We start from the raw sequence: 20,241 nt of genomic DNA on the forward strand, positions 1-20,241 counted from the left end.
CGCTCAGTGTTTGCGCGCTGGGCCCAGCGCAACGAGCCCGTGACGCGAGCCGATCCAGACGAGCTCGCGCGACGCATCCCACGCAACGGAGACATCGCCAAAGGATCCGCCGTCCAGCGTGCCGCGGATTTCGGCAAGCCGCGAAGCCTCACCCTCGTCCGTGACGCGTATCAAGTGCGCCAGCGTATCGTCGGCTGACGTCGTGACGACCATCAAGTCCGCCGCTTCGCCGTCGCCCGCAAAACAAGCTGCGGATGCTCCTGGCACTTCGATCCGCACGAACGAAAGTGCTCCGTCGTTCGATGCGTAGAGCCCTCGCGGCGACGCGATAGCAACTCGCTTTCCCTTCCGCCGTCGCCACCAGCATCGGCCGATGTTCCGCTGTGACAAACTTCGCGACGTCCAACGGTAGCGCCGTCGATTGCCAAGCCTCGTCGTCACCACGAAACCTCTCCACGAATACCCCATCGGATCGCGACGAAAGCGCGAGCAGCGATCCGTTTGTCGCGGCAATCGCGCGCACGCCGCTTTCCCGCACGCGCACGAGCGCGTTGTCGCCACCCGCCATCGACCAGAGAGCTCCATCGTGGAGAAGCCACACTCGCCCGGGCGTACATGCCAAACCCAACGGCCCTTTCGACGAACGGAAACCAGCGACGGATGCGGCCGACGCGCAGCCGTCACGACTGACGAGCAGTCCTCCACGCACCGTCGCGATCGCGGCCATTTCTTCGGTTGCAGCAATCGCCAAACAGGGCGCCTCGAGCCCCACGGTTCGCGCCGCATGCGCTCCTTCGTCGACCGTCAGCACCACATCGCCCGCAGCAAAGACGCGACCACCAACGACGGACACGGACGCACACGGCACCGATGCCCCCGCCCCTTCCAGCGGGACAAACCTGCTCGCGGCCCACGACGGCAACTGCGCACGCGCCGCTTCTTCCAAAAGAACGTCGCCTAGCGTTTCGTCCGCATGATCGTGCTCGCTCTCGTCGAGCTCCGGCAGCGCGCTTTCATCGATGTCGTTCGCCGCGTCTTCGCCCGTCCCTTCGAAACCGCCGTCATCCGCAGCGCTCGCTTCGCCGTCGAACGCACCAAGCTCGTCGTCCTCGACAAACCCATCGGTCCCGCGTTCCTCGTCGAGCGCCGACGCGTCGTTGTCGAATTGCGCGAAGTCTTCATCGAGCGAACCAACATCCACCGCATCGCCACTCGCGTCTGCGCTCGTGTCCCGCGCGTCGTCGTCGTCGATGTGGACGCCGATGTCCAAGTCCGCCGCATTCGCATCGTCGAACGGATCGCCGCCATCGTCGCGAAGTGCGGGCAAGTCATCCTCGAACTTGTCGGTGCCCGCTTCACCTTCGGCGTCGTCGTCGCCCACGTCGAACGCTGGAAGGTCGAGATCCTCGTCATCCTCGTCGCGATCCGGTCGACCCACGTCGCCCGCGAGCTGTTTCGACAGCAAGGTTGCTCTTCTCGTCGCGAACGATCTCGGTGCGCCAGCGTGGGACATCGCCGCGGAATCTAGCGCTTTTGCTTTCGCGAGCACGAACGGTGCGACGTCGAGATGGCCAAGGTTTCACGCCGCAATCCAGAAACGCCACGACTTCCGTTCGTACGACCCTGGATCTCCCCTCCAGGCAGTGCTTACTTGATCAGTCCGATGCCCGCCCCCGACACGGGACGCCCGCCCGCACCCGTCCCCTTGGCCGCTTCCGACACCCGCTCCAAAGGCACCGCTCGTTCCAAGCGCGCCTTGCCCATCGCCACGGCATCCGCAGGCCTGTACGCACGCCGCGTGGACGTGCGCCCACCCGACGTCGTCTATGTCAAAGGCATCCTCGAAGCGAGCGAAGGCCTCGGCCTCGTATTCGCCGAACGAGGCGGCGCGCTTGTCATCGCCGCGCCCCCCGATCGAGCCGCCGCGTTGGATGAACTGCTCGAGGATCTCGTCGTCGAGATCGGTGCACGTATCGATGCCGTCGCGAAGGAGCCCGAATGAGCGACTCGCATGAGCCTCCGCAAGGACGCGCTGTCTTGCAGTTGGTCGAATCGCGTGCTGCTGCGCAAGAGACGACCGACCGTTCAGCACTCGAACCTCGGATGCTCGCAGCATGGCGGGAATGGCTGGGCGCGCTTGCCAGCGATGCCGACGCAGCGCTCGCCGCCGCCGACCTTTACGCAGGTCTTGCTCCCGACGCGCGAGAAGCTTGGCTCGACGCGCTCGCCGAAGATGGCCCGAGCCTTTCCGTTCCACTCCTTGCGCTGTATGCGCCGTTACTTGGTGTTGAAGCCGATCCGGACAGACGGGCGCGTATGGAAATGGCGATGGCCATGGAAACGAATGCCGAGCGTGTCGAGACACGTATGGCGCGAGCGCTTGCGGGGATGACATCGGGCGGAGCACGTGTGGTGGCGCTCATTCAGCCAGTTTATCTACAATTCGTACGCGTGCTCTGGTGTCGTTACATTCCTGACGAAGGTATTTTTTGGGCGCGGCACGACAGTTTGTTAGCGGATGCACATGCTCCTCGATGTGGTGATGTCGTTGACGGTGTAACATTGGAAACAACGCCATTGCCGCCGATTGTGGAGGAGCTTGCGCATGCGATTTTGGCTCACCGGCGGCGCAAGTCGGAGCTGCCGGGTTCCTTACGTGAATTTGCGGATTTATTCGATACGGATGTCGAAGCGATCGATGGCACGGTGTAATCGGATGGCACCGAGGATTTTTTTTACGTTTGCATTCAGCGTCGCAATGACCCACGTTGCGTGTACGCCGGTAGCTGACGAGCCTTTGCCCGAAACGCCGAAAGCACCTGCGCCCACGGGAGCGATGGTGCATTTTTCTTATTCGACGCTCGACGGAAAAGAGTTATCGACGAAGACGCTTGCGGGTCGATACAGCGTCCTCGGGTTCATCACGACAAACGACCTTCATTCGCACGCTCAAGCGCGATTTTTGTCGACGGTCGTGAAAAAGCACGTGCCGCGCATCAATGCGGGCGTCATCGTGCTCGAGCCGCCGCAAAATAAGGTGCTCGTGGAGGCATTCACGAAGGTGGTGGCGCCGCCCTATCCCGTTGCAATGGCGGACGATGCAACGATTCGAGGCGACGGGCCATTCAAGGATATACGCGAAGTGCCGACGGTCGTCATATTGGATCAGCTTGGGCGCGAGGTATGGCGGCACCGGGGGCTCGTGTCGAACGATACGATCGACGCTGCATTGAATGCGCTTCGGCGAGGAAAAACGCCGCCGTGATTGGAGCGGCTCTGCTCGTGCCGCAGCAAAACGACGGACGAGCGCCTACTTTCGCTTTTGCGCCGGTTTGCCCAGCACGTCCTCGAGCGTCGCGGCATTCAAGACACGCAGTCCCATGTCCTCGAGCTCCGCCAACGTTGCCGCCTGAATGGTCGCCGTGGCCTCCGTTGGCAACTCACCAAACCGTTGCCGCAGCAACTTCAGCAGCAGCTCCTGCTGTCCTTCACGCCTCCCTTCACGCCTCCCTTCACGCAGCCCTTTGCGCAAGGCACGCTGGCGCAAGACCTCGTCGGCAAAAAAAATCTCCTCCGCGGGGGTGAGCTTCAAAGAGTGCTGCAGGGCCATCGTGATTTCCTCTTCAGGAATGCGAGCAACTTGGTTCATATACACGATGACTGCCGAAAACACAAGCGCCCCGTCTTGTTCCCTCCACACCTCGGAAAGCGGCTCGTGCCACTTCGGAAGCTCCTCGAACAACCGCTCTGGCGTTCGCCCTAGCAGCAAACACAAGAGCACCACTTTGGCCTCCGCAGTGAGCGGTCGGGCAAGCAAGTCGTCGGGATTCACTTTCCCCACGTCGTCCAGCAAGATCGCGAAGTTTGGCACGTACGGACGAAGTGACGCTTCGAGCGACCCGAAGTATTCGATGAACCGACGCGCAGCCGTCCAGCCTGCTTGCCCATGATGCAACACCACGGGCAAAATGATCGGCAATCGATCGACTTTCTTGCCGCCTCGTTCTCGCAGATACGCACGCCAGATCCGGACCATGTATTCGAGCAGTTGCAAAAGCGTCCATTTCTCGGGCTCGCTCTTGTGCTCGTACAAAACGTAAATAAACGCCAAATCGTCGTCGATCTCTACCTCGAATAGCACATCCGAATAACGATTGGTCAATTTCGCGTCCGAGAAACTCCCCGACTTCGAGCGTAGTTTGTCCCACTTGATGCGTTTGACCAAGTCTTCGGGCAGCATCGTTTTGAGCGCCGATGCCGCATGTTTTGGCACGGAAAACGTACGACGGAACATTGCATCGTGCGTACTGCCTCGTTCACGACGACGAACACGCGGAGAGTTTGCCCGGGCCATCGGGCAGGTTTTACACGAACGGACGGACTCGACAACAGAATTGCGAACCGGGGGGGGGGGGGGGGGGGGGGGGGGGGGGGGGGGGGGGGGGGGGGGGGGGGGGGGGGGGGGGGGGGGGGGGGGGGGCCCGGGCCTTTTGGGGGGGGGGGGGGGGGCCCCTTGGGTTGGGGGGGGGGGGGGGGGGGGGGGGGGGGGGGGGGGGGGGGGGGGGCGGGGGGGGGTGGGGGGGGGGGGGGGGGGGGGGGTGGGGCGTGTTCAGGGTCAACGAAAGCACGGCTCTTCTGGCAGCGCGCTGTGGAGGAGTATGCGGGTATGCCTGCGCAATTCTCGTTCGCGGAGGTCGCGGGAAAACGGTGGCATGTGCTCTCGTTCGTTTCCCGGGCCGGCGCCGCCGCCCGCGCCCCGCCCGCACGCCCCGCCCCGCCCGGCCCCCCCCCCCCCCGCCCGGGGCCGGGGCGCGCCCCCGCCCGACATGGCGGGAGGCCGGGCTGGGGGCGCGAGTGGCGGCACCGGGGGCTCGTGTCGAACGAGTGAATAATGGTCCATTCATCCACGCACCGACCACTGAAACGTCCAAGGAAGAATATGCACCCGAGCAATTTTGCTGCAGGTGGATAAAATCGTGACCTTTGGGCGAGCTGCAGGTGCTGAAATCACTTGACGCGACCAAGACACCCTGATTGTCTTACGATTGGAATCGAGCGGCCCGAGCTCGAAATCGACGCGCGGCATAACGATATCGCGCGGAGACGCATACATCGGGACCACAGAAAGCATTGCAGCATGACCACGCCCACAATGAATCTCGATTTGAACGCCCTTGCAAAGCTGTATGTTCCCTTTCAGCCGCCCGGCAGCCGCGGGTGGGGCTCGTACAACAAGAACAAGGTCAATGGAATCTATTTCGTGAGTCAAGGCTCCGAGTATGCCCTGACGAAGCCCCAAATAAGCGGTCCTACGACGGAGGTACCAAGCGCGGACATCGTCACCAGCATTGTGAGCTTCGCCAATTTCATCGCGGAGGTGGCCGGGGGTGACAAGACCTATGCGCCAATCGTGAGCAGCCTCAACGATTGGGCGACTCAAGTCCAGGGTGGCGGCACCGTGCAGATCATGACTGTAAAGGCGTCTGCTTATCATATTCGCAACAACGCGGGCGACGACAGGGCCGACCTGAGCTATACGTACGTGCTTTGCCCGATCAGTGCCACGCAATCGGTAGCGCTGCTGATGCAGCACAGCTTCAGCATCGACTGGGCGGGGACGACCGCGAGCACCGCGAGCACGGCTCTCTACTTCGGTGACAATGTCGGGGCTTTTGCGGACATCGTGAAAAAGGCGCTCAAGGCGGCCGAGCTGTCTGTCGAGGCGGTCCCGGGCCTGGACGTCATCGCCGACATAGGTCTCGCGTGCACCCTCACGATCAAGTTCTACGAATATATCCTCGCCGAAGCGGACGACGGTGGACGGCTCAATTTAATGGGCGTCGTTGCTCACGCGCTCGTGCGCATTTCATCCTGCGTTTCTCCACGCTCCGCCCCTCGCAACCAGGTACCCTGCCTCCAGGCGTCGAACGTGCAAGCCGCCTGGTATGGCGCGACCAAAGACGCCACCTCTTCGGTGATGCGAGGCGTGACCACGCCATACCAAGCGGGTGTCTACTTCGGCACGTACCCATCGAATCAAGTCATGTTCGCGAGCAGAGAATGGTATGTCATGTACAATCAGCCGTACGTGATCAACATGCCCGAGCAATCATGGCCGCTCGGAGCCCTGCCGCTGACCTTCGCCACGGTCAAGCTTTTCTCGAATTCCCAGTTTACGAGCAATGCGCCGGACGACGAGGAAGTTTACGTCCTGACGTCGATCATTTACGGACCCGGCGGCAACGCCGTCATGGCATCGGCACAATGCACCGCCGGCCCGAACACGCTCCCCGCACCCGCCAGCACGGCTTGGCTCACGTCCTCCGAGAAAGGCAGCGTCAATAGCGGGTTTGCACAGGCCGTGTTCGACATCGTCGAGAACATGAACCTCTACACACAGGCGACGCGCCAACTCTATTACGTCGTTTCCCCCCTGGCCGAAGCCATTTGCAAAGCCATGCCGATGACGACCGGGCGCGGCATTCAGCCGTCCACTTCATTCTGGATGAACAGCGGAAAGGCGACGCAATACGACCAGGGCAATGCCCCGAGCGTTGCCGTGCGTGACGATGGCATCGTCGTGTCCAGCTTCAGCTATTCATCGCTCTTGAGTGTCGATGCGAATATCTCCGAGCTGCGAGCCAACTGCGGAACGCTCGCAAGCACCAGCGGCACCGTGAATTGGCCGAATGCGAACAGCGGAAAGAAATACGACAGCGGTAGCTGGCCGACGATCGCCGCGAATCCGAATGAGAACCAAAACATTCGAGATGATCGTCATCTATGCGCCCGGCAACAACAACATGGCGTACAACATCGGCACCTTCTCGGGTTCGAGCGTGAGCTGCTCGGACTGGACGGTGGTAAACTACAGCGCCGGAAATCCGCCCGCTACGGTGTCAGGCGACTATCCCACGATCACCCGCAACAGCACTGGCAACACGATCCTCGAGGTGCATAACGAGAAAGGGTACATTTGGTACAACCTGGGCACTTTTTCCAGCGACAAGTCGTCAATCACTTGGCAGCCTGGGCCGTTCCCGCTCATGCAAAAAGGCTCCCACCCGCACCTCGCGTATCTCGGCAACGGTCGCATTCTGCTCACCTACGACAACGACGGCAAGATCTACGCGGCCACAGGGACGTTTTCCTCGAGCGGCGAGCTGCAATGGCTCCTCACGAACGTTTATGTGTGCGACGGTCATTATCCGGCCATTGCTTATGCGCCGAGCTACTCGCTCGGCGATACGGTGGTCATGGTGTACAACGCGTCCGGTGGTTACAATACGGACCTTTATTCGCTCGTGTCCAATGTAATCGTCACCGGCGGTCGATCTTGGACGGATACGATGGGTCCCAACCAAGCGCTGGGTCCGAACCAGTCCATTTATTCGGCCAATGGGCTCTACCAATTCGTCCTGCAATCCGATGGCAACCTGGTGCTGTACAAGCTCGCAACGGGCAGCGCTCCGCAAAGCGTTCTGTGGTCTTCTGGGACCGCAGGAAAATCGGTGACGACGTGCGTCATGCAAGGCGACGGCAATCTTGTCGTTTATGGTGGGGCCGCGGTTGTTTGGTCGACTGGCACATCGGGCAACGCTGGAAGCTACCTCGTCGTCGAGGACGAGGGCGACGTTGTCATTTACGCGCAGGATGGGACGGCCCTCTGGCGTCAAGGCGCGGCGCAGTCCTCGTCGTAAAGTCTTCTCGCGCATTCGGCCAGACGGGAAAGCGCTCAGCGCGACGTCTGACAATTCCCCGCACGTGCATCGCATGTGCGAGAACCTCCTTGCCTACGCCCGTCTCGCCCAGCAACAATGTCGAAACAGGCAAACGTGCGATACGACCGAGCGTATCGAGGTCTGCGGCAATGTTAGGCACAAGGCTCGAGAATCCGATGACCTCGGGGGGGTTCATCGCGCTGTCGAAATCGCCGTCGAAGCCGGGTGATGCGGGCAAGGCGGCGCGATATCGTAAAATGACCGAACCTATTTCGATGAAATCCCCGTCCTGAATGGGCGCACGCGTCACGCGCTCGCCATTGATACAGCAGCCATTTTTCGAGTTCAGATCTTCGAGAAACCATTCGTCACCCTTACGCACGAGCCGCGCGTGCAATCTCGAAACGCCCAAAGACGGAAAGCGCAGCGCAAGATGACGGACAGCGCCCTCGTCCGTGCGTGACGCCTCGCGCGTTTCGCTGCGGCCGATTGTGATCGGCTCTCCGCTCGCCTCCCATTGCGAGGCTGCCGCTCGTACGCGCGCGAAAAACTGCGCATCGTCGGCATTTTCTCCGAGCCAGCGTCCCAGGGATTTTCATCCAGCTTTCGTCAAACCAAGCGCCTTTTTTACGCTCGCCGCAAGATTGGCAGCAGGCCCGCGGCCCCAATAATGCAGGAACAGAATTCGAGGCCGCTCGCCGACCATGTGATGATGAATCGCAACGACGTGGATCCCGTCGCCACGCAGCGATTTCAGTACCGGCTGAAGCTCGTCCTCGGTCACCGCGAAATCACCGTCGACGACCGCATCATCGCTTGTGCCGGCGAAAGCAGCCCACGTATTGACGCCCATCATCTTTCCAATTTCACATCCGCATGCAGCCGTCGTCGCGGGCCTGCCAATCGTGATTTTGTACATCCCGTCTTTCGCTGCGCCCTTGATACCGAAAACCGATTCTATCTTTGCGCCATCGATCGCACTTTTCGCCGGCAGCGGTGTTTTACCAAATCCAGTACGTGGTTCGGCAGATTTGGCGCGAACCGCCCTGAATGCTTCGAGCGTCTCCTTTAGGGCCTTGCCCAGCGTCGCCACGCTCCCTTCACCCTCGATATGCATGAAAAATACCTTGGGTTTGTCGAAAAAGAAGTGATTATGCAATGCGGTGACCTTGAGCCCTCCAGCAAGTGCCGCGCTCATCGCGTCGCTCACTTCGTCCTCGAATAGCACGAGATCGCCCATGACCATGGCCTCGATGCCCGGCAGTTTTCCCGGCGTAAAACCAGCCCAGGACGTAAGGCCCATGAAAGGCGGCATCGTCCATCCATCGACATCGACCTTCACGTCATTCCGAGGGACGGAGACGCGAACGATGCCTTCCGTGACTTCCGGCTCGAGCCCCGTGGCTGATCCAACGGCGGCCGGATCCAGCGTCGTTGATGCCTGCGCAGAGGCACTCGCGCTTGGTGCTGCCACCGCAGAAGGGCGTGCTTGCAAGGGAGCTTCCGGAGAAGGCGAAGGCGCACCTCGATCGCATGCAGACGCGAAAATCAAAGCGAATCCTACAACCCATCCCAGACGAATGCTCATGACGTTCAACTCCCGCGTTTCTGAAAAAACATGCTGGCGCCTCTGGTTTGTTCCACTCACCGCGTGACGGGTACCTTTCCGCATTCCTCGATGAAATCGTTTGCCGCGGCTTCTGCCGTTCGCGGAAGCTCGCCACTATTGGGTGCGCGCGGATCCCAGCCCGTCAACGAAACGAGCGCCTCGAAGGCGAGATCGCGAGTACGTCCGCTGGATGCGTCCTTCGTAGTGGGCGTCAAAAGCGGAAGTAGCGAGGGGATGAGCGCCCGCGTGCCGACGTGGGCGGCGAGCGTCACGTAACGCTCGCGGATCCACCACGCCGAGGAATCGGAAAAACGTTTTTGCGCGTCGACGTATCTCCGCTCGAAAAAATGTCCAATCTCATCTGGAGGCGAATCCGCGTGCCATGTCAATCCACCGAGCGCTTGTTCGAGCTCCTGCTGGGCTCGCTGCAAAGGCAGATATTGGGCCTGGCCCAGGCTGCTGACATAACCCGTATAATGCGCCTCCATCGCGCGGGCCGACGCGTCCTCGACGCGCACGAGGACGTGAATGTTCGAGGACGAGCCGAATGCCGATCCGCTGCCCGTACGTGAATTGGGATCGGATTTGGGCTCGATCTCTTCGATCGTCGTGCGTAGAGCCGCCCGAACGAGAGGCATTCTGGCATAGACGGCCTCTTGGGACAGCGTCGAGCGCATGATCTCGAATGGCGACTTGGGACGAGCCACCATGGAACCGCTCAGGCGAACGCCCATGACGTCATACGTGACCGCATTCGGATCGGATCGAGAAATCTCGATGATATTGAGGGATCCTCCGTGGCCGCCGCCGGTTTCGAGCACGATACGCGATATGACCCTATCGAGCCCGTCACAGCCGAATTTGATTTCGACTGTGCTTTTGTCCTTCCTGGGTTGGTATCGAGCCTTCATGTCGGTCGACATCATTTTTTCGGCTGCCACCTCCGTGGGTCGACACGGTAATGGTGCAGCAGGCTTGGGCTCGGGCGCCAATGGGGGGAAGGATCCTTCGGGAGCGCAGCGGGTCGATTGGGAAGGCGCGCGGGTGGTTGCTTGGCGCGCGGTCTCCGCGGGGTCTGGCGTCGCGAAGGACTGGGCGGCGCTCGGCGATGTCGTTGCGATCGTGACAGGCGGAGCCGCCTCGTGTTGTTGCGTTCCGCTGCAGCCGAGGCCGATGACGAAAACGAAACTCGCGCTGAGAGGCCCGGGTCGAACCTTGGCGACACGCATCTCGTGCTGTTTATCACGAGCACCGGGGGACGGGAAGGATCAAAATCGCTTCTGCGCCCGCAGGATCACACGTTGCTGTCATTTTTGCCAAATGCGAACGTCCTGGCGATTGTTGCAGCCTCCATTTGCGCATCGGTCACGGCCCCGTTTTCTCCGCGAGTGATTTTAACTTCCGGATCCGGTACGCCATTTCCGCCCATGAGCGGAGGTGCAGCGGGTGGTCAATTCATCCCACGACGTCTTCGCCGCAGCAAACCAGCCATGACGATTCCGATGCTCAGGACAAACCCCGTCGTATTTGCGGAATTTCCAATGGCGCATGCCCCGCATCCACTGCTTGGTGTGGGTGTCGACGACGCAGGCTGCGGATTCGGTGCGGGGTCGGCCTTTGCTTCGTTTTGTGGGGCGACACCGGGGTGCGTCACGCGCGACATCGAAATGGGAGCACCTTGCAAATGGATTTCCGGGACGTCATGCCGCACGAAGGAAGCCAGTTTAATGCCATCACGCGGGGCAAACGCCACGTCCTTCGCAACGGTCGTTTGACCACGCGCCATTCCCGCAGGAGGGCCTCCCCAAACGCCACGTCGAGGATTCTCGCAGGTAATGGGCCCTTTCCACGGATGCCGAATGGCATATCGACCCTGAAAATTGTTGATGCTGCCGGGTTGTGATCCCGTTTCGAGTTTTCGTTCGCTTGTGCCTTGCCCATTTGGGCTCGGCACGCTCCGCAAAAATTCCCGTCCGCCCACGATGGGTTCAGCCTTGCGAAATACGAGATCCTCGCCCAAAGAATCGGATCCATACCGCGCGTGAAGTCGCGTCAATACGAAACCACTTGGTCGCCAACGACGACCGGTTCTCGGGCTTGGCGACACGCTCGGCGGATTTGTCGTCGGAATGCCTGGTTTGGCGCCCTTCGACGGTTTCGTGGACAAAATGGCGAATTGAACGGCGCAGGAGGCGATGGCGGTGGTCGAGACACATCATCGGCTGATTCTTGGGGTAAAACATCCATGCCGAGCGTGGCCAGATCGTTCGGCGAAAGCGTCGGTCCCGGGCACGGATCGCACGTGCTTGCATCCCACGCATATTCCGTTACAATGGCGCCGGGGTTTTCTTCCAGCGTCCGATCGAAGAGAGCCGCATAGAACGCACCAAATTGCGCGCGAGCGCCTTCGTCGACGTCCAGGTTCGTCGGAATGGTGACATTCTTGTAATTCGCCAGCTCGTAGCGGGCATTCCTTGCGAGCACGTGCACAATCAAGTCTTGCTTGCCATTGGCATTGATGAGCCCGAGGCGCACGGGCAGATTGAACGTTTCGCTGTCGTAATGGAAGCGCAATGGCGACAGCTTGGCCATGCCTTTATCGAAACGGACTTTTTCCACGTCGACTTTGGCCACGAAAAACTTCGACCCGGATTGGACATAAGGGCGGAGCAAAGGCTCGGCGCCTTCGGGGATCTTGTATTTTTCTTGCTTGAGCCAAGTATCGAGCCCGGCGGAATCCGTGGCGCTGAGAATCACGATTTGGTATTCGCCGACTTCGAATTGAGCTTCGATGGTCACACCGAGCTCGGAGGATTCTTTTGCGCGGGCCGCCTTGGGTGCAGCCGCGGGCGGGGCAGCTCCTCGGGATCTGCTTTCCACCCTGGCGTCGACCATGCACGGGTCTTGTTCCCAGTATTCGACCAGGCGTGGGGCGGCGAGTTGGTCGATCTTGTCGAAAATAGCCGACGGGAGAGTTTTTACGTTTTCTTGTTGCAAGACGACCGGCACGGGGACCACCATGGCAAAGTTTTCCGGCGGGCCCTGGTAATTGTTCTGCATGGACAAGACGGTGCGTGTGCCTTCGCGCATGAGCACGACCATCGTGGCGTTGTTGAACAATTTTTGATCGGCTCCCGCGACGTAGAAGCCGCAGAAAGCATCAGCGGTGGGTGCGGCGGTCATCGCGGCGAGGCCCAGGCTCGACGCAAGCATCATGGCGAGGTAGCGATGATTCATGGAAGGTGGCGGCAGAATACGCGTGACGGCGAGGCAATTCAAGACGGGCGCGCTGAGGGGGCATCATGTTACGGTACCCGCAAAATGGCGTCATAAACACAATAGAAAGCTTCGACGCACTGCGAACGTCCGATGTCCTTGGTGAGAAATGCACTTCGATCTGGCGGACAGCCGGTGCCCCCACCCTCCGCAATGGCGACCGCAAGGCGGCTTGCAAAAATCGAAGCGACCCGGGTCGACCAAGGCACCGTCTGAGGAAGTCGCCTTGTGCGCCTGGGGATTCCAGGTCATCCGTGCGAGGTAAGAAAATGTGTTGCAGAGTTTGTCGCATTTGGGTAGCGTGCGCGTGTGGACGTCGTGGGCTTTCGTTTGGGGCGACGTGGGTTGCGGGGGCGGGTCGTTGGCGTTGGTCAGCGATCGAGAGGGCTGACGACGCCGAGGGAGCCGCGATTGACGATGTGCTGAACCAGGCGTTCGATGGACTCTTCGGGCAGGTGAGCAAGGAAAGGAATTTTTAATGAACACGCGCGAACAAATCAAAGCGTACATTGCTTCTCAACCTGAGCCAAAACGAAGCGACATGCACGAGCTGCACCGGATCATTCTACAGTTGATGCCTAAATGTAGATTGTGGTTTTTAGACGGCAAAAAACGAGAAAGGTCAAACAGTTTCCAACCCCAACATTGGGTATGGATTCCAGACCATGAAATATGCCGCTGGGAAAACCAGAGAGTTTTACCAAATTGGTATCAGTGCAAACACAACAGGAGTCTCGGTTTACGTCTTCGGGATAAAAGATAAGAAATACTTGGCGCAGGCATATGGAAAAAAACTCGGCAGGGCAAGTGTAACGGGTTATTGCATTAAGTTCAGGACGCTACAAGATATAAACATTAATATTCTTGAAGAAGCAATGCGATATGGGATCGAACAGACGAGCATCCAACAGTCCGTTGAATCAGCGTCGCGAGCGCCCGAAAGCTAGATCGACTGAGCGAGGAATATTGCAGTATTTCGAGCGATGTCGAATGCTTGCGCTTGCGGCGGTGACTTTTTTGCCGTCAAACTCGCGCGGCTGCCCGCGTCCGTGTTAGAGTCGCCCTCCGTTCCGGCAAAACCTACGTTTCCAGTTCGAGAGGAGTCCCATGTCAGCCACGACAAAGCCTGCACGCGAGGCGAATCCCGCTTCGTCGAAAACGAAACCCGCGCGCAAAGCACGTCCCGCCGCAATGGCCAAACCTGCGCCAACCCGTATGTCGCTCGCAGAAACCATGAGCGCTCTCGAGCAAGCCGGTTCGGCGCAGACCCGAAAAACGTATGCCCGTCATGGCGCCACCGAGCCGATGTTCGGCGTCAGCTTTGCCACGTTGAAATCCCTCGTCAAGCGCATCAAAGTCGACCACGAACTGGCCCTTTCGCTTTGGGATACCGGCAATTACGATGCGCGCAACCTCGCATTAAAGGTCGCCGATCCTGCGCAAATGACGCCCGAGCTGCTCGATCGCTGGGCAGGCACGCACATCGCCCGCATGTGTCACGGCTACATCGCGTACCTCGCCGCCGAAAGCCCCCACGCGCGTTCACGGGCCGAAGCGTGGCTCGCTGCCCCGCACGAGGTCATGCGGTGCGCTGGTTGGAGCCTCGTCGGCGCAATCGCCATGCTGGACGAAACGATGCCGGACGATTGGTTCGCGGACCGGCTGAGCACGATTGAAAGGACAATCCATTCCGCGCCAAACGAAGAGCGTGATGCGATGAACCGCGCGGTCATCTCCATCGGTTGTCACAACGCGGCCCTTCGCAAGATCGCGACCGCTGCGGCAAAGCGCATTGGCAACGTCGAAATCGATTATGGCGACACGTCGTGCAAAACGCCAGACGCGGCGGAGTACATTGACAAGGCGTGGACGCACTCGCTCTCGAAAAACTTCGCAACGCCGGCAGCCCACGAGCGCTCACGCGAACCCATGCGGACGCGCTGCTGAACGTGGTGCAGGATCGTCGAATTTGCAATTCGGCGAGAAATTACCTCCCACCCAAACGTGCACATCGAACGAACGGTCGCGTTTGCGAAAGGTTCAGGCGCTCGGCGCGGACAGGCAAAGGCGCGAAGACTTTCGTCTGTCGCTCATTCAACCGCCGCCCCGAACGCCTCGTCGGCCTTGTCCGCCTGAGCGTCCGCCTTGGTGGCATGAACCCGGCCGCGCAAATGGTTTGGCGGAGAATAGATCGTAAAAAGTTTCAGCTCGGTCTTGCCAGTATTGATGAAATTGTGCTTTGCGCCCGGCCTCAAGAACACCACATCGCCGGGACGAAATGGTGACGCCACGCCATTGACGACAACCTTTCCCTCGCCTTCGACCGCCACGAGAATTTGTTCGACATGCTGATGCTGTTCTTCTCCGATATCACCGCCGGGCGGGATGCTCATGACCACGAGTTGCATTCGGTCTGCGGTGGAGATCACTCGTCGATAATCGGTGTTCGCACGGGCAATCGCATGCAGGTTTGCCTGATACGACGCGCCTGAGCAATGCCATTCGCGACAATTGGGATCCCTTACGCAGAGCGGGCGCGGCCGCGCGTGAAATGCTCATTGCCGCAGCGGCCAAGCGATTCGGAGTCGACCCGGCGACGTGTCGTGCCGAGCAGTCGATGGTCATTCATGAAGCGAGCGGCCGGAGGATTCGTTATGGTGAAGTGGCATTCGATGCTGCAGCAATGCCTATCCCTAACAAACCGAAGCTCAAGCGCTCCGAAGAATTCGATTTATTGGGTAAACCGATCGCTCGTTTGGATACCCCGGACAAACTCGATGGCAAAACCGTTTTCGGCATTGACGTAAAAGTCCAGGGAATGCTCGTGGCGGTCGTCGCGCGTTGCCCAATCTTTGGCGGTTCGCTCGGTTCGTTCGACGCGGATGCGGCCAAAGCGGTTCCCGGGGTCGTCGCCGTGCTCGAAATACCGTCGGGAATCGCCGTGGTTGCCAATCATTTCTGGGCTGCAAAACAAGGACGCGACGCGCTTTCCATCCAATGGAAGCCAGGCCCTCGCAGCGAAATATCCACTGCCGATGTTTTCCGCGCGCTGCGCGCCGCCATCGATACGAGCAAACCCGTGCAGACGATCGGCGACCCCGGCCGCATTTTGGACCAAGCTACGCGCAAGCTCGAAGCAGTCTACGAAGTACCCTACCTCGCCGCAGCGCCCATGGAGCCGCTCGGATGCACCGCTCACGTGCGTCCGGACGCATGTGAAATCTGGGTATCGACGCAAGCGCCGGTATTCACTCGAGAAGCGATTGCCAAAATGCTCGGGCTCCCCATGGCCGCAGTCAAGGTCCACGTCACGCTGCTCGGGGGTGGATTCGGCCGGAGAAAACACCTCGATTTCGCCGTGGAAGCCGTGCACGTCTCCAAAGCATTGCAGCGTCCCGTCAAAGTCGTGTGGACCATGGAGGACGTCATTGCGGGCGGCATGTACCGACCAGCCGCATGCAACGTGATGACGGGCGCCATCGACGCTCGAGGACGCCCTGGCGCGTGGACCCACCGCATTGCGACGCAACCATTACCTGCCGTATTCGAGCGGACCATTGTCGACGGCATCGATGAGTGGGCGGTTGGAGGAGCCGTGGATTTGCCATACGATATTCCGCATCGAAGCGTTGGTTATGCCATGGCAGAGTTACCCGTACCCGTGTGGTTTTGGCGTGGAATCGGACATTCGTACAATGCTTTCGCCACCGAGTGCTTCTTTGACGAATTGTGCGCGCTCGGGAGGAGCGATCCATTATCGATGCGGCTCGAGCTTCTTTCGAGCCGACCTCGGCATGCTCGCGCATTGAAACTTGCAGCGGAGAAAGCCGGCTGGGGCAATGCATTGCCCGCGGGGCATGCGCGAGGGATCGCCGTACACGAATCTTTCGGCAGCATCTGCGCGCAAGTCGCCGAGGTGTCTTTGGAGGACGGCAAACCGCGAGTGCACCGAGTCGTGTGCGCGATCGATTGCGGAGGTGTCGTCAATCCGGACACGATCGTCGCTCAGATGGAGGGCAGCATCATCTATGCATTGACGATGACGCTCTACGGCAAGATCGATATCGAAAAGGGCCGCGCAGTGCAAAACAACTATGACGACTACAAGCTCTTGCGGCTGCCCGAGACGCCGATCATCGACACGCACATCATTGCCACCGGCGACTCGTTGGGTGGCATTGGTGAACCCGGCTTGGCCCCGACCGCGCCGGCAGTATGCAATGCGCTGCGAGCGCTCACGGGCAAACCCGTGCGCAAGTTGCCACTTCTTGCGTAAAAGCGGCACAATGTCGGAATGGGCGGCGCCGACCGGGTAATGCAATCTTGGGTGAATTTTGGGGAGACATTCGACGGCCCCCCAGCTCCGCTCACCTCGAGTAGCCCCAGCGAATCATCGGCCTACATTGCTCATGACAGTGCCTCGCGCGACGTGACGCGACTCGTGCTTCCGGCAATGGTATCTCGTACCGGAGGCCGTATGGCCGGGCAAAGGCTTTCGGCCCTATAAAAAATGGTTACCTTCTCGGCTCATATCGCATCGCCACCGCACCGGAGGCGAATTCCAGCCGGCCCACGAGCTTCAAGTCGATATACTTCGATAGCCCCGCGAACAAAGTGGGCCCATGACCCGCCAGCCTGGGGTGCACCACGAATTCGTACTCATCAATCAATCCAAGCTCCGCCAACGCCAGCGGGAGCTTCACGCCTCCCACGAACAATCCCTTGCCCGACTCCTGCTTGAGCTGCTGAACGGCATTCCCCAGATCTCCGCGCACGAGCTCCGCGTTCCAATCGACTCGTTCAAGGGTGCTCGACACGACGTACTTCTTTGCTGCGTCGATCGTCCGGGCAAACGGTTCCATCCATTCGGCCATCCAATCGGGCCTCGGTCCCGTCGCCGGCAGCCGCCACGCTGCCTCCATCATTTCGTAGGTTACCCGGCCAAAGAGGAGGGCATCGGCGCGCGCGAGGTTTTCGGCCCAGTAACGATGCAAGTTTTCGTCGGTGGAGCCTGCACGATGATCGCAGCACCCGTCCAATGTGACATTGATGGAATACCGAAGGGGTCGCATTGCGTAGGAGTACCAGCACCGAGCGGTCAGGTCAAACGATGGCTCGACCCGTTAAACCGCGGTTTGTCCGGGAGGCGCTCTTCGGCTCCCCTGACCTTTCACCAAAAAGTGCAGATCGTAGGAACGCTCGTGTTTCAGAGAGGTTCCGGCGCGCAACGTGGGGAGGCGAAGGCGTGGGCGGCGGCGGAAGATGCGATGGGCCACATGTGCGCGTGTGGGTGTGGAGGCAGGATACGCGTGACGCCACGGCAGTTCAAGACCGGAGTGCCGAGGTATTTGAGGGCGCATCATTTTGGGGTGGTATGCAAAGCTTGTTGAGTGCATTCGCAATGCACATTCGAGGGCCGCCGCAACATCATCGTCAATGCACGTTGCGGCTTTTCACGCTTTCGCGGGCCTTGGTGCCCATGGCGGCAGTCGCACCCGAAGATGCGCGCCACCACCGGCAGCATCGACAAACACGGCCTCACCTCCATGCGCTCGCGCGATCTGCCCAACGAGCGCAAGCCCAAGCCCAGCGCCCGGTCTGGTTGCCGTTCCCCGTTGAAATGGTTCGAATAAACGAACGCGCTCTCGAGGATCGATTCCCGGCCCCTCGTCGATGACATCGACGAAGACGTCCCCGTCTTGCTCGTCGAGCACGACACGTACGTCAGCCGGTGACGCATGCAAAATCGCATTGTTTACGGCATTATCAAATAACACCGATAAAAGCGATTCATCGCCGCGCACGACAGGCATTGCGCGAGGCTCGTACGTCAACCGTCCCATGACGTTTCGAGAAGCTCGGCGACAAACCTGCTCGAGGACATCGCCTAGCTCGACAGCGTCGTGCCGCATGGCCTCTGCGGCCTCTGCGGCTCCTACGCGCGCGAAGACGAGCAGCCGCTCGACGAGCTCCACGATATGCGCCGTCGAAGATTGAAGCGCAGCGATTCGATCTTGAATGGAAGGAGCATGAGACTCTTCGCCCAAAAGTTGCAACTCCCCCGAAAGAGTCGTCAATGGAGTTCGCAATTCATGCGCGGCTCCGGCCGCAAACAATCGTGCCGATCGCAATGCGTCGGCGCGCCGATCGAGCAAGTCACGTAACGTTTTTCGTAATGTATCGATTTCGATTACGCCGTCGTCCGCTCCGAGATCCGTCGCTTGGTCCATTGGAGCATCACCGAGCCGTTCGCCTAGACGAACCAGCGGCTCTATGGCCCACCGCGCGAGTCGGCGACTCGTCAATGCGCCGAGCAATGCGGCGATGATTGCCGCTCCGCCAAGGATGGTCACCATGAATGCAAGTCCCAGTGTTGGAGCATCATCCGCGGCCACGACACAAGACCACGGGCCGTCTTTCACGACGCATAGGCGCACATCGTTCGTCACACAACCGTATTCGAGTCGCGGCAAATTTGCGTCTCCGCCAAAGAAAACCTCTCCTCGATGAACTGCAAAACGTAAATTCACACGCTCGAGTTCCTCGGTTTCCTTTTCGACGTGCTCGAGAAGCTCGGCATCGGAAAGTCGCGAAACTTCGAATACGATTTCGCTTGCTTCTTCAGTCAAACGCCGATCCTCCGCATGCTCGACCTTGATTTCGGCGAGAATCAACGCCGCAAGAGCCGCAAAAAAGCCGCCACCCAATGCGGCCAATGCCGCAACGCGCGCGACGCGCCCCATGAGCGTACTCGAACGCCGCTCAGTCTTTACCGAGCGCATACCCGTGACCTCGCATCGTGAGCAAAATATTATCACCCAACTTACGCCGAATTCGCCCAACCAAGACCTCGAGGCTCGCCGTCGCTTCCGTATCGCCACTCCAAACCACATCCAGAATCTCGGACCGCGCGACGAATCTTCCCGAACGCGAAGCCAACAATTCGATGAGCGACCATTCACGCGCAGTGAGCGGCACTTCGATGCCTGATTTTTCTGCGCGACGTGCTCGAAAATCCAAGAATGCATCCCCAGAGCGAATTTCCAAGGGGCGCAACTCGGGTCCCCGACGACCCAGAGCTCGAATACGAGCGCGCAATTCGGAAACGGCAAATGGTTTGCCAAAAAAATCATCCGCGCCCGCATCGAGGCCCGCAACTCGCTCCGGAACAGCCGCATGAGCAGTCAACAACAGCACTGGTGTGCCATTACCTTCACCACGAATGATTCGACAAACATCGATTCCCGAACCATCCGGCAAAGCGACGTCGAGAACGATGACATCCACCGAACATGTTTCGAGTCTGGCTAGAGCTTCCTGTTTCGTCGCTGCCGTGAGCGCTTCATGCCCGTCACGGCGTAAGGTTCGCGCCAAAAGATCCAGCACTTCGTCTTGGTCATCGACGATCAGCACGCGCATTGCCTTGTCCCTAGCACAACCCCCGATCGCACGGAATACACTTCCCGTTTAGGTTACGTTCAGGTGGGCATGCTCGACTGCCCGTGATGCGTCCTCCGACGTTCGTCCTTCTTGTCTATTTCTCTGCCGCTTTCTGTGGTTGCGCAAGTTCGCCATACGATCACGCCTGGGTCTCGCGCGAGGTCGGACGTGCATCGGGACGCGTGCTCAACGAAG

18 protein-coding genes and 2 pseudogenes are annotated in these 20,241 nt (G+C 59.9%); 8 read left to right on the top strand and 12 right to left on the bottom strand.

Annotated features, from left to right (window positions below; all coding sequences use genetic code 11):
• Positions 1 to 3: 3 nt before the first annotated feature.
• Positions 4 to 174 (bottom strand): hypothetical protein, encoded by a 171-nt coding sequence (locus IPM54_44440; protein ID MBK9266820.1) that lies wholly within the window; start codon positions 172 to 174, stop codon positions 4 to 6.
• Positions 149 to 1,465, bottom strand: a complete 1,317-nt coding sequence (locus tag IPM54_44445; GenBank protein MBK9266821.1) for a hypothetical protein — start codon at positions 1,463 to 1,465, stop codon at positions 149 to 151. Before IPM54_44445 ends, IPM54_44440 begins: the two co-directional genes overlap by 26 nt.
• 198 nt (positions 1,466 to 1,663) lie before the next feature.
• Between IPM54_44445 and IPM54_44450 the strand changes: the two genes are divergently transcribed.
• The 3 genes from IPM54_44450 to IPM54_44460 are packed head-to-tail and all read left to right on the top strand — an operon-like array spanning position 1,664 to position 3,265.
• Positions 1,664 to 2,002, top strand: a complete 339-nt coding sequence (locus IPM54_44450) for a DUF4911 domain-containing protein (GenBank protein ID MBK9266822.1) — start codon at positions 1,664 to 1,666, stop codon at positions 2,000 to 2,002.
• Positions 1,999 to 2,712, top strand: coding sequence for a hypothetical protein (locus IPM54_44455; protein ID MBK9266823.1), 714 nt, complete (start codon positions 1,999 to 2,001; stop codon positions 2,710 to 2,712). The genes IPM54_44450 and IPM54_44455 overlap by 4 nt, the downstream gene beginning before the upstream one ends.
• 46 nt (positions 2,713 to 2,758) lie before the next feature.
• Positions 2,759 to 3,265, top strand: a complete 507-nt coding sequence (locus IPM54_44460; GenBank protein MBK9266824.1) for a TlpA family protein disulfide reductase — start codon at positions 2,759 to 2,761, stop codon at positions 3,263 to 3,265.
• Positions 3,266 to 3,310: 45 nt separating this feature from the next.
• On the opposite strand, the gene IPM54_44465 is transcribed toward IPM54_44460, so the two are convergent.
• Complete coding sequence (locus IPM54_44465; GenBank protein ID MBK9266825.1) at positions 3,311 to 4,294, bottom strand: Rpn family recombination-promoting nuclease/putative transposase; 984 nt, start codon at positions 4,292 to 4,294, stop codon at positions 3,311 to 3,313.
• Positions 4,295 to 5,137: 843 nt separating this feature from the next.
• On the opposite strand from IPM54_44465, the gene IPM54_44470 reads away from it, so the two are divergent.
• Positions 5,138 to 6,961 carry a hypothetical protein gene (locus tag IPM54_44470; GenBank protein ID MBK9266826.1) on the top strand — a complete coding sequence of 608 codons (1,824 nt, stop codon included), beginning with the start codon at positions 5,138 to 5,140 and terminating at the stop codon, positions 6,959 to 6,961.
• Positions 6,954 to 7,700 carry a hypothetical protein gene (locus tag IPM54_44475; GenBank protein MBK9266827.1) on the top strand — a complete coding sequence of 249 codons (747 nt, stop codon included), beginning with the start codon at positions 6,954 to 6,956 and terminating at the stop codon, positions 7,698 to 7,700. The genes IPM54_44470 and IPM54_44475 overlap by 8 nt, the downstream gene beginning before the upstream one ends.
• A gap of 301 nt (positions 7,701 to 8,001) precedes the next feature.
• On the opposite strand, the pseudogene IPM54_44480 reads toward IPM54_44475, so the two are convergent.
• The 5 genes and pseudogenes from IPM54_44480 to IPM54_44500 form a co-directional block, all read right to left on the bottom strand.
• Positions 8,002 to 8,310 (bottom strand): annotated as a pseudogene (locus IPM54_44480) (FHA domain-containing protein).
• A gap of 6 nt (positions 8,311 to 8,316) precedes the next feature.
• Complete coding sequence (locus IPM54_44485) at positions 8,317 to 9,309, bottom strand: DUF1259 domain-containing protein (GenBank protein ID MBK9266828.1); 993 nt, start codon at positions 9,307 to 9,309, stop codon at positions 8,317 to 8,319.
• Positions 9,310 to 9,365: 56 nt separating this feature from the next.
• Positions 9,366 to 10,241, bottom strand: coding sequence for a hypothetical protein (locus tag IPM54_44490; protein ID MBK9266829.1), 876 nt, complete (start codon positions 10,239 to 10,241; stop codon positions 9,366 to 9,368).
• A 539-nt stretch (positions 10,242 to 10,780) separates the two neighbouring features.
• Entirely contained in the window at positions 10,781 to 11,386 is a 606-nt protein-coding gene (locus IPM54_44495; GenBank protein MBK9266830.1) for a hypothetical protein, read from the bottom strand.
• Positions 11,383 to 12,567: a DUF2330 domain-containing protein gene (locus IPM54_44500; protein MBK9266831.1), complete on the bottom strand. Its 1,185-nt coding sequence runs from the start codon at positions 12,565 to 12,567 to the stop codon at positions 11,383 to 11,385. The genes IPM54_44495 and IPM54_44500 overlap by 4 nt, the downstream gene beginning before the upstream one ends.
• A 517-nt stretch (positions 12,568 to 13,084) precedes the next feature.
• Between IPM54_44500 and IPM54_44505 the strand changes: the two are divergent.
• Both IPM54_44505 and IPM54_44510 read left to right on the top strand, forming a co-directional pair.
• Positions 13,085 to 13,553: pseudogene (locus IPM54_44505) on the top strand (DUF1801 domain-containing protein).
• Positions 13,554 to 13,713: 160 nt separating this feature from the next.
• A complete protein-coding gene (locus tag IPM54_44510; protein ID MBK9266832.1) occupies positions 13,714 to 14,553 on the top strand; it encodes a DNA alkylation repair protein in 840 nt (279 codons plus the stop codon).
• Positions 14,554 to 14,696: 143 nt separating this feature from the next.
• Here the strand turns inward: IPM54_44510 and IPM54_44515 are convergent, their stop codons facing one another.
• The gene (locus IPM54_44515; GenBank protein ID MBK9266833.1) at positions 14,697 to 15,035 is read right to left on the bottom strand and encodes a cupin domain-containing protein; all 339 of its coding nucleotides are present in this window, start codon (positions 15,033 to 15,035) and stop codon (positions 14,697 to 14,699) included.
• Positions 15,036 to 15,076: 41 nt separating this feature from the next.
• Here IPM54_44515 and IPM54_44520 point away from each other — a divergent pair, with 41 nt between their 5' ends.
• Complete coding sequence (locus tag IPM54_44520) at positions 15,077 to 16,882, top strand: xanthine dehydrogenase family protein molybdopterin-binding subunit (GenBank protein MBK9266834.1); 1,806 nt, start codon at positions 15,077 to 15,079, stop codon at positions 16,880 to 16,882.
• A 238-nt stretch (positions 16,883 to 17,120) separates the two neighbouring features.
• Here the strand turns inward: IPM54_44520 and IPM54_44525 are convergent, their stop codons facing one another.
• The 3 genes from IPM54_44525 to IPM54_44535 all read right to left on the bottom strand — a co-directional run bounded on the left by IPM54_44525 (position 17,121) and on the right by IPM54_44535 (position 20,025).
• A complete protein-coding gene (locus IPM54_44525; protein ID MBK9266835.1) occupies positions 17,121 to 17,678 on the bottom strand; it encodes a dihydrofolate reductase family protein in 558 nt (185 codons plus the stop codon).
• Positions 17,679 to 18,059: 381 nt separating this feature from the next.
• Entirely contained in the window at positions 18,060 to 19,388 is a 1,329-nt protein-coding gene (locus tag IPM54_44530) for a HAMP domain-containing histidine kinase (GenBank protein MBK9266836.1), read from the bottom strand.
• Complete coding sequence (locus IPM54_44535) at positions 19,369 to 20,025, bottom strand: response regulator transcription factor (GenBank protein ID MBK9266837.1); 657 nt, start codon at positions 20,023 to 20,025, stop codon at positions 19,369 to 19,371. Before IPM54_44535 ends, IPM54_44530 begins: the two co-directional genes overlap by 20 nt.
• Between the last annotated feature and the right edge of the window lie 216 nt (positions 20,026 to 20,241).

Source organism: Polyangiaceae bacterium, from assembly GCA_016715885.1.
Taxonomy (GTDB): Bacteria; Myxococcota_A; Polyangia; order Polyangiales; family Polyangiaceae; genus Polyangium.

Coding starts and splice junctions, on each gene's coding strand:
- IPM54_44450 (MBK9266822.1), top strand. CDS start 1,664: ATGCCCGCCCCCGACACGGGACGCCCGCCCGCACCCGTCCCCTTGGCC.
- IPM54_44455 (MBK9266823.1), top strand. CDS start 1,999: ATGAGCGACTCGCATGAGCCTCCGCAAGGACGCGCTGTCTTGCAGTTG.
- IPM54_44460 (MBK9266824.1), top strand. CDS start 2,759: ATGACCCACGTTGCGTGTACGCCGGTAGCTGACGAGCCTTTGCCCGAA.
- IPM54_44465 (MBK9266825.1), bottom strand. CDS start 4,294: ATGTTCCGTCGTACGTTTTCCGTGCCAAAACATGCGGCATCGGCGCTC.
- IPM54_44470 (MBK9266826.1), top strand. CDS start 5,138: ATGACCACGCCCACAATGAATCTCGATTTGAACGCCCTTGCAAAGCTG.
- IPM54_44485 (MBK9266828.1), bottom strand. CDS start 9,309: ATGAGCATTCGTCTGGGATGGGTTGTAGGATTCGCTTTGATTTTCGCG.
- IPM54_44490 (MBK9266829.1), bottom strand. CDS start 10,241: ATGAAGGCTCGATACCAACCCAGGAAGGACAAAAGCACAGTCGAAATC.
- IPM54_44500 (MBK9266831.1), bottom strand. CDS start 12,567: ATGAATCATCGCTACCTCGCCATGATGCTTGCGTCGAGCCTGGGCCTC.
- IPM54_44510 (MBK9266832.1), top strand. CDS start 13,714: ATGTCAGCCACGACAAAGCCTGCACGCGAGGCGAATCCCGCTTCGTCG.
- IPM54_44525 (MBK9266835.1), bottom strand. CDS start 17,678: ATGCGACCCCTTCGGTATTCCATCAATGTCACATTGGACGGGTGCTGC.
- IPM54_44530 (MBK9266836.1), bottom strand. CDS start 19,388: ATGCGCTCGGTAAAGACTGAGCGGCGTTCGAGTACGCTCATGGGGCGC.
- IPM54_44535 (MBK9266837.1), bottom strand. CDS start 20,025: ATGCGCGTGCTGATCGTCGATGACCAAGACGAAGTGCTGGATCTTTTG.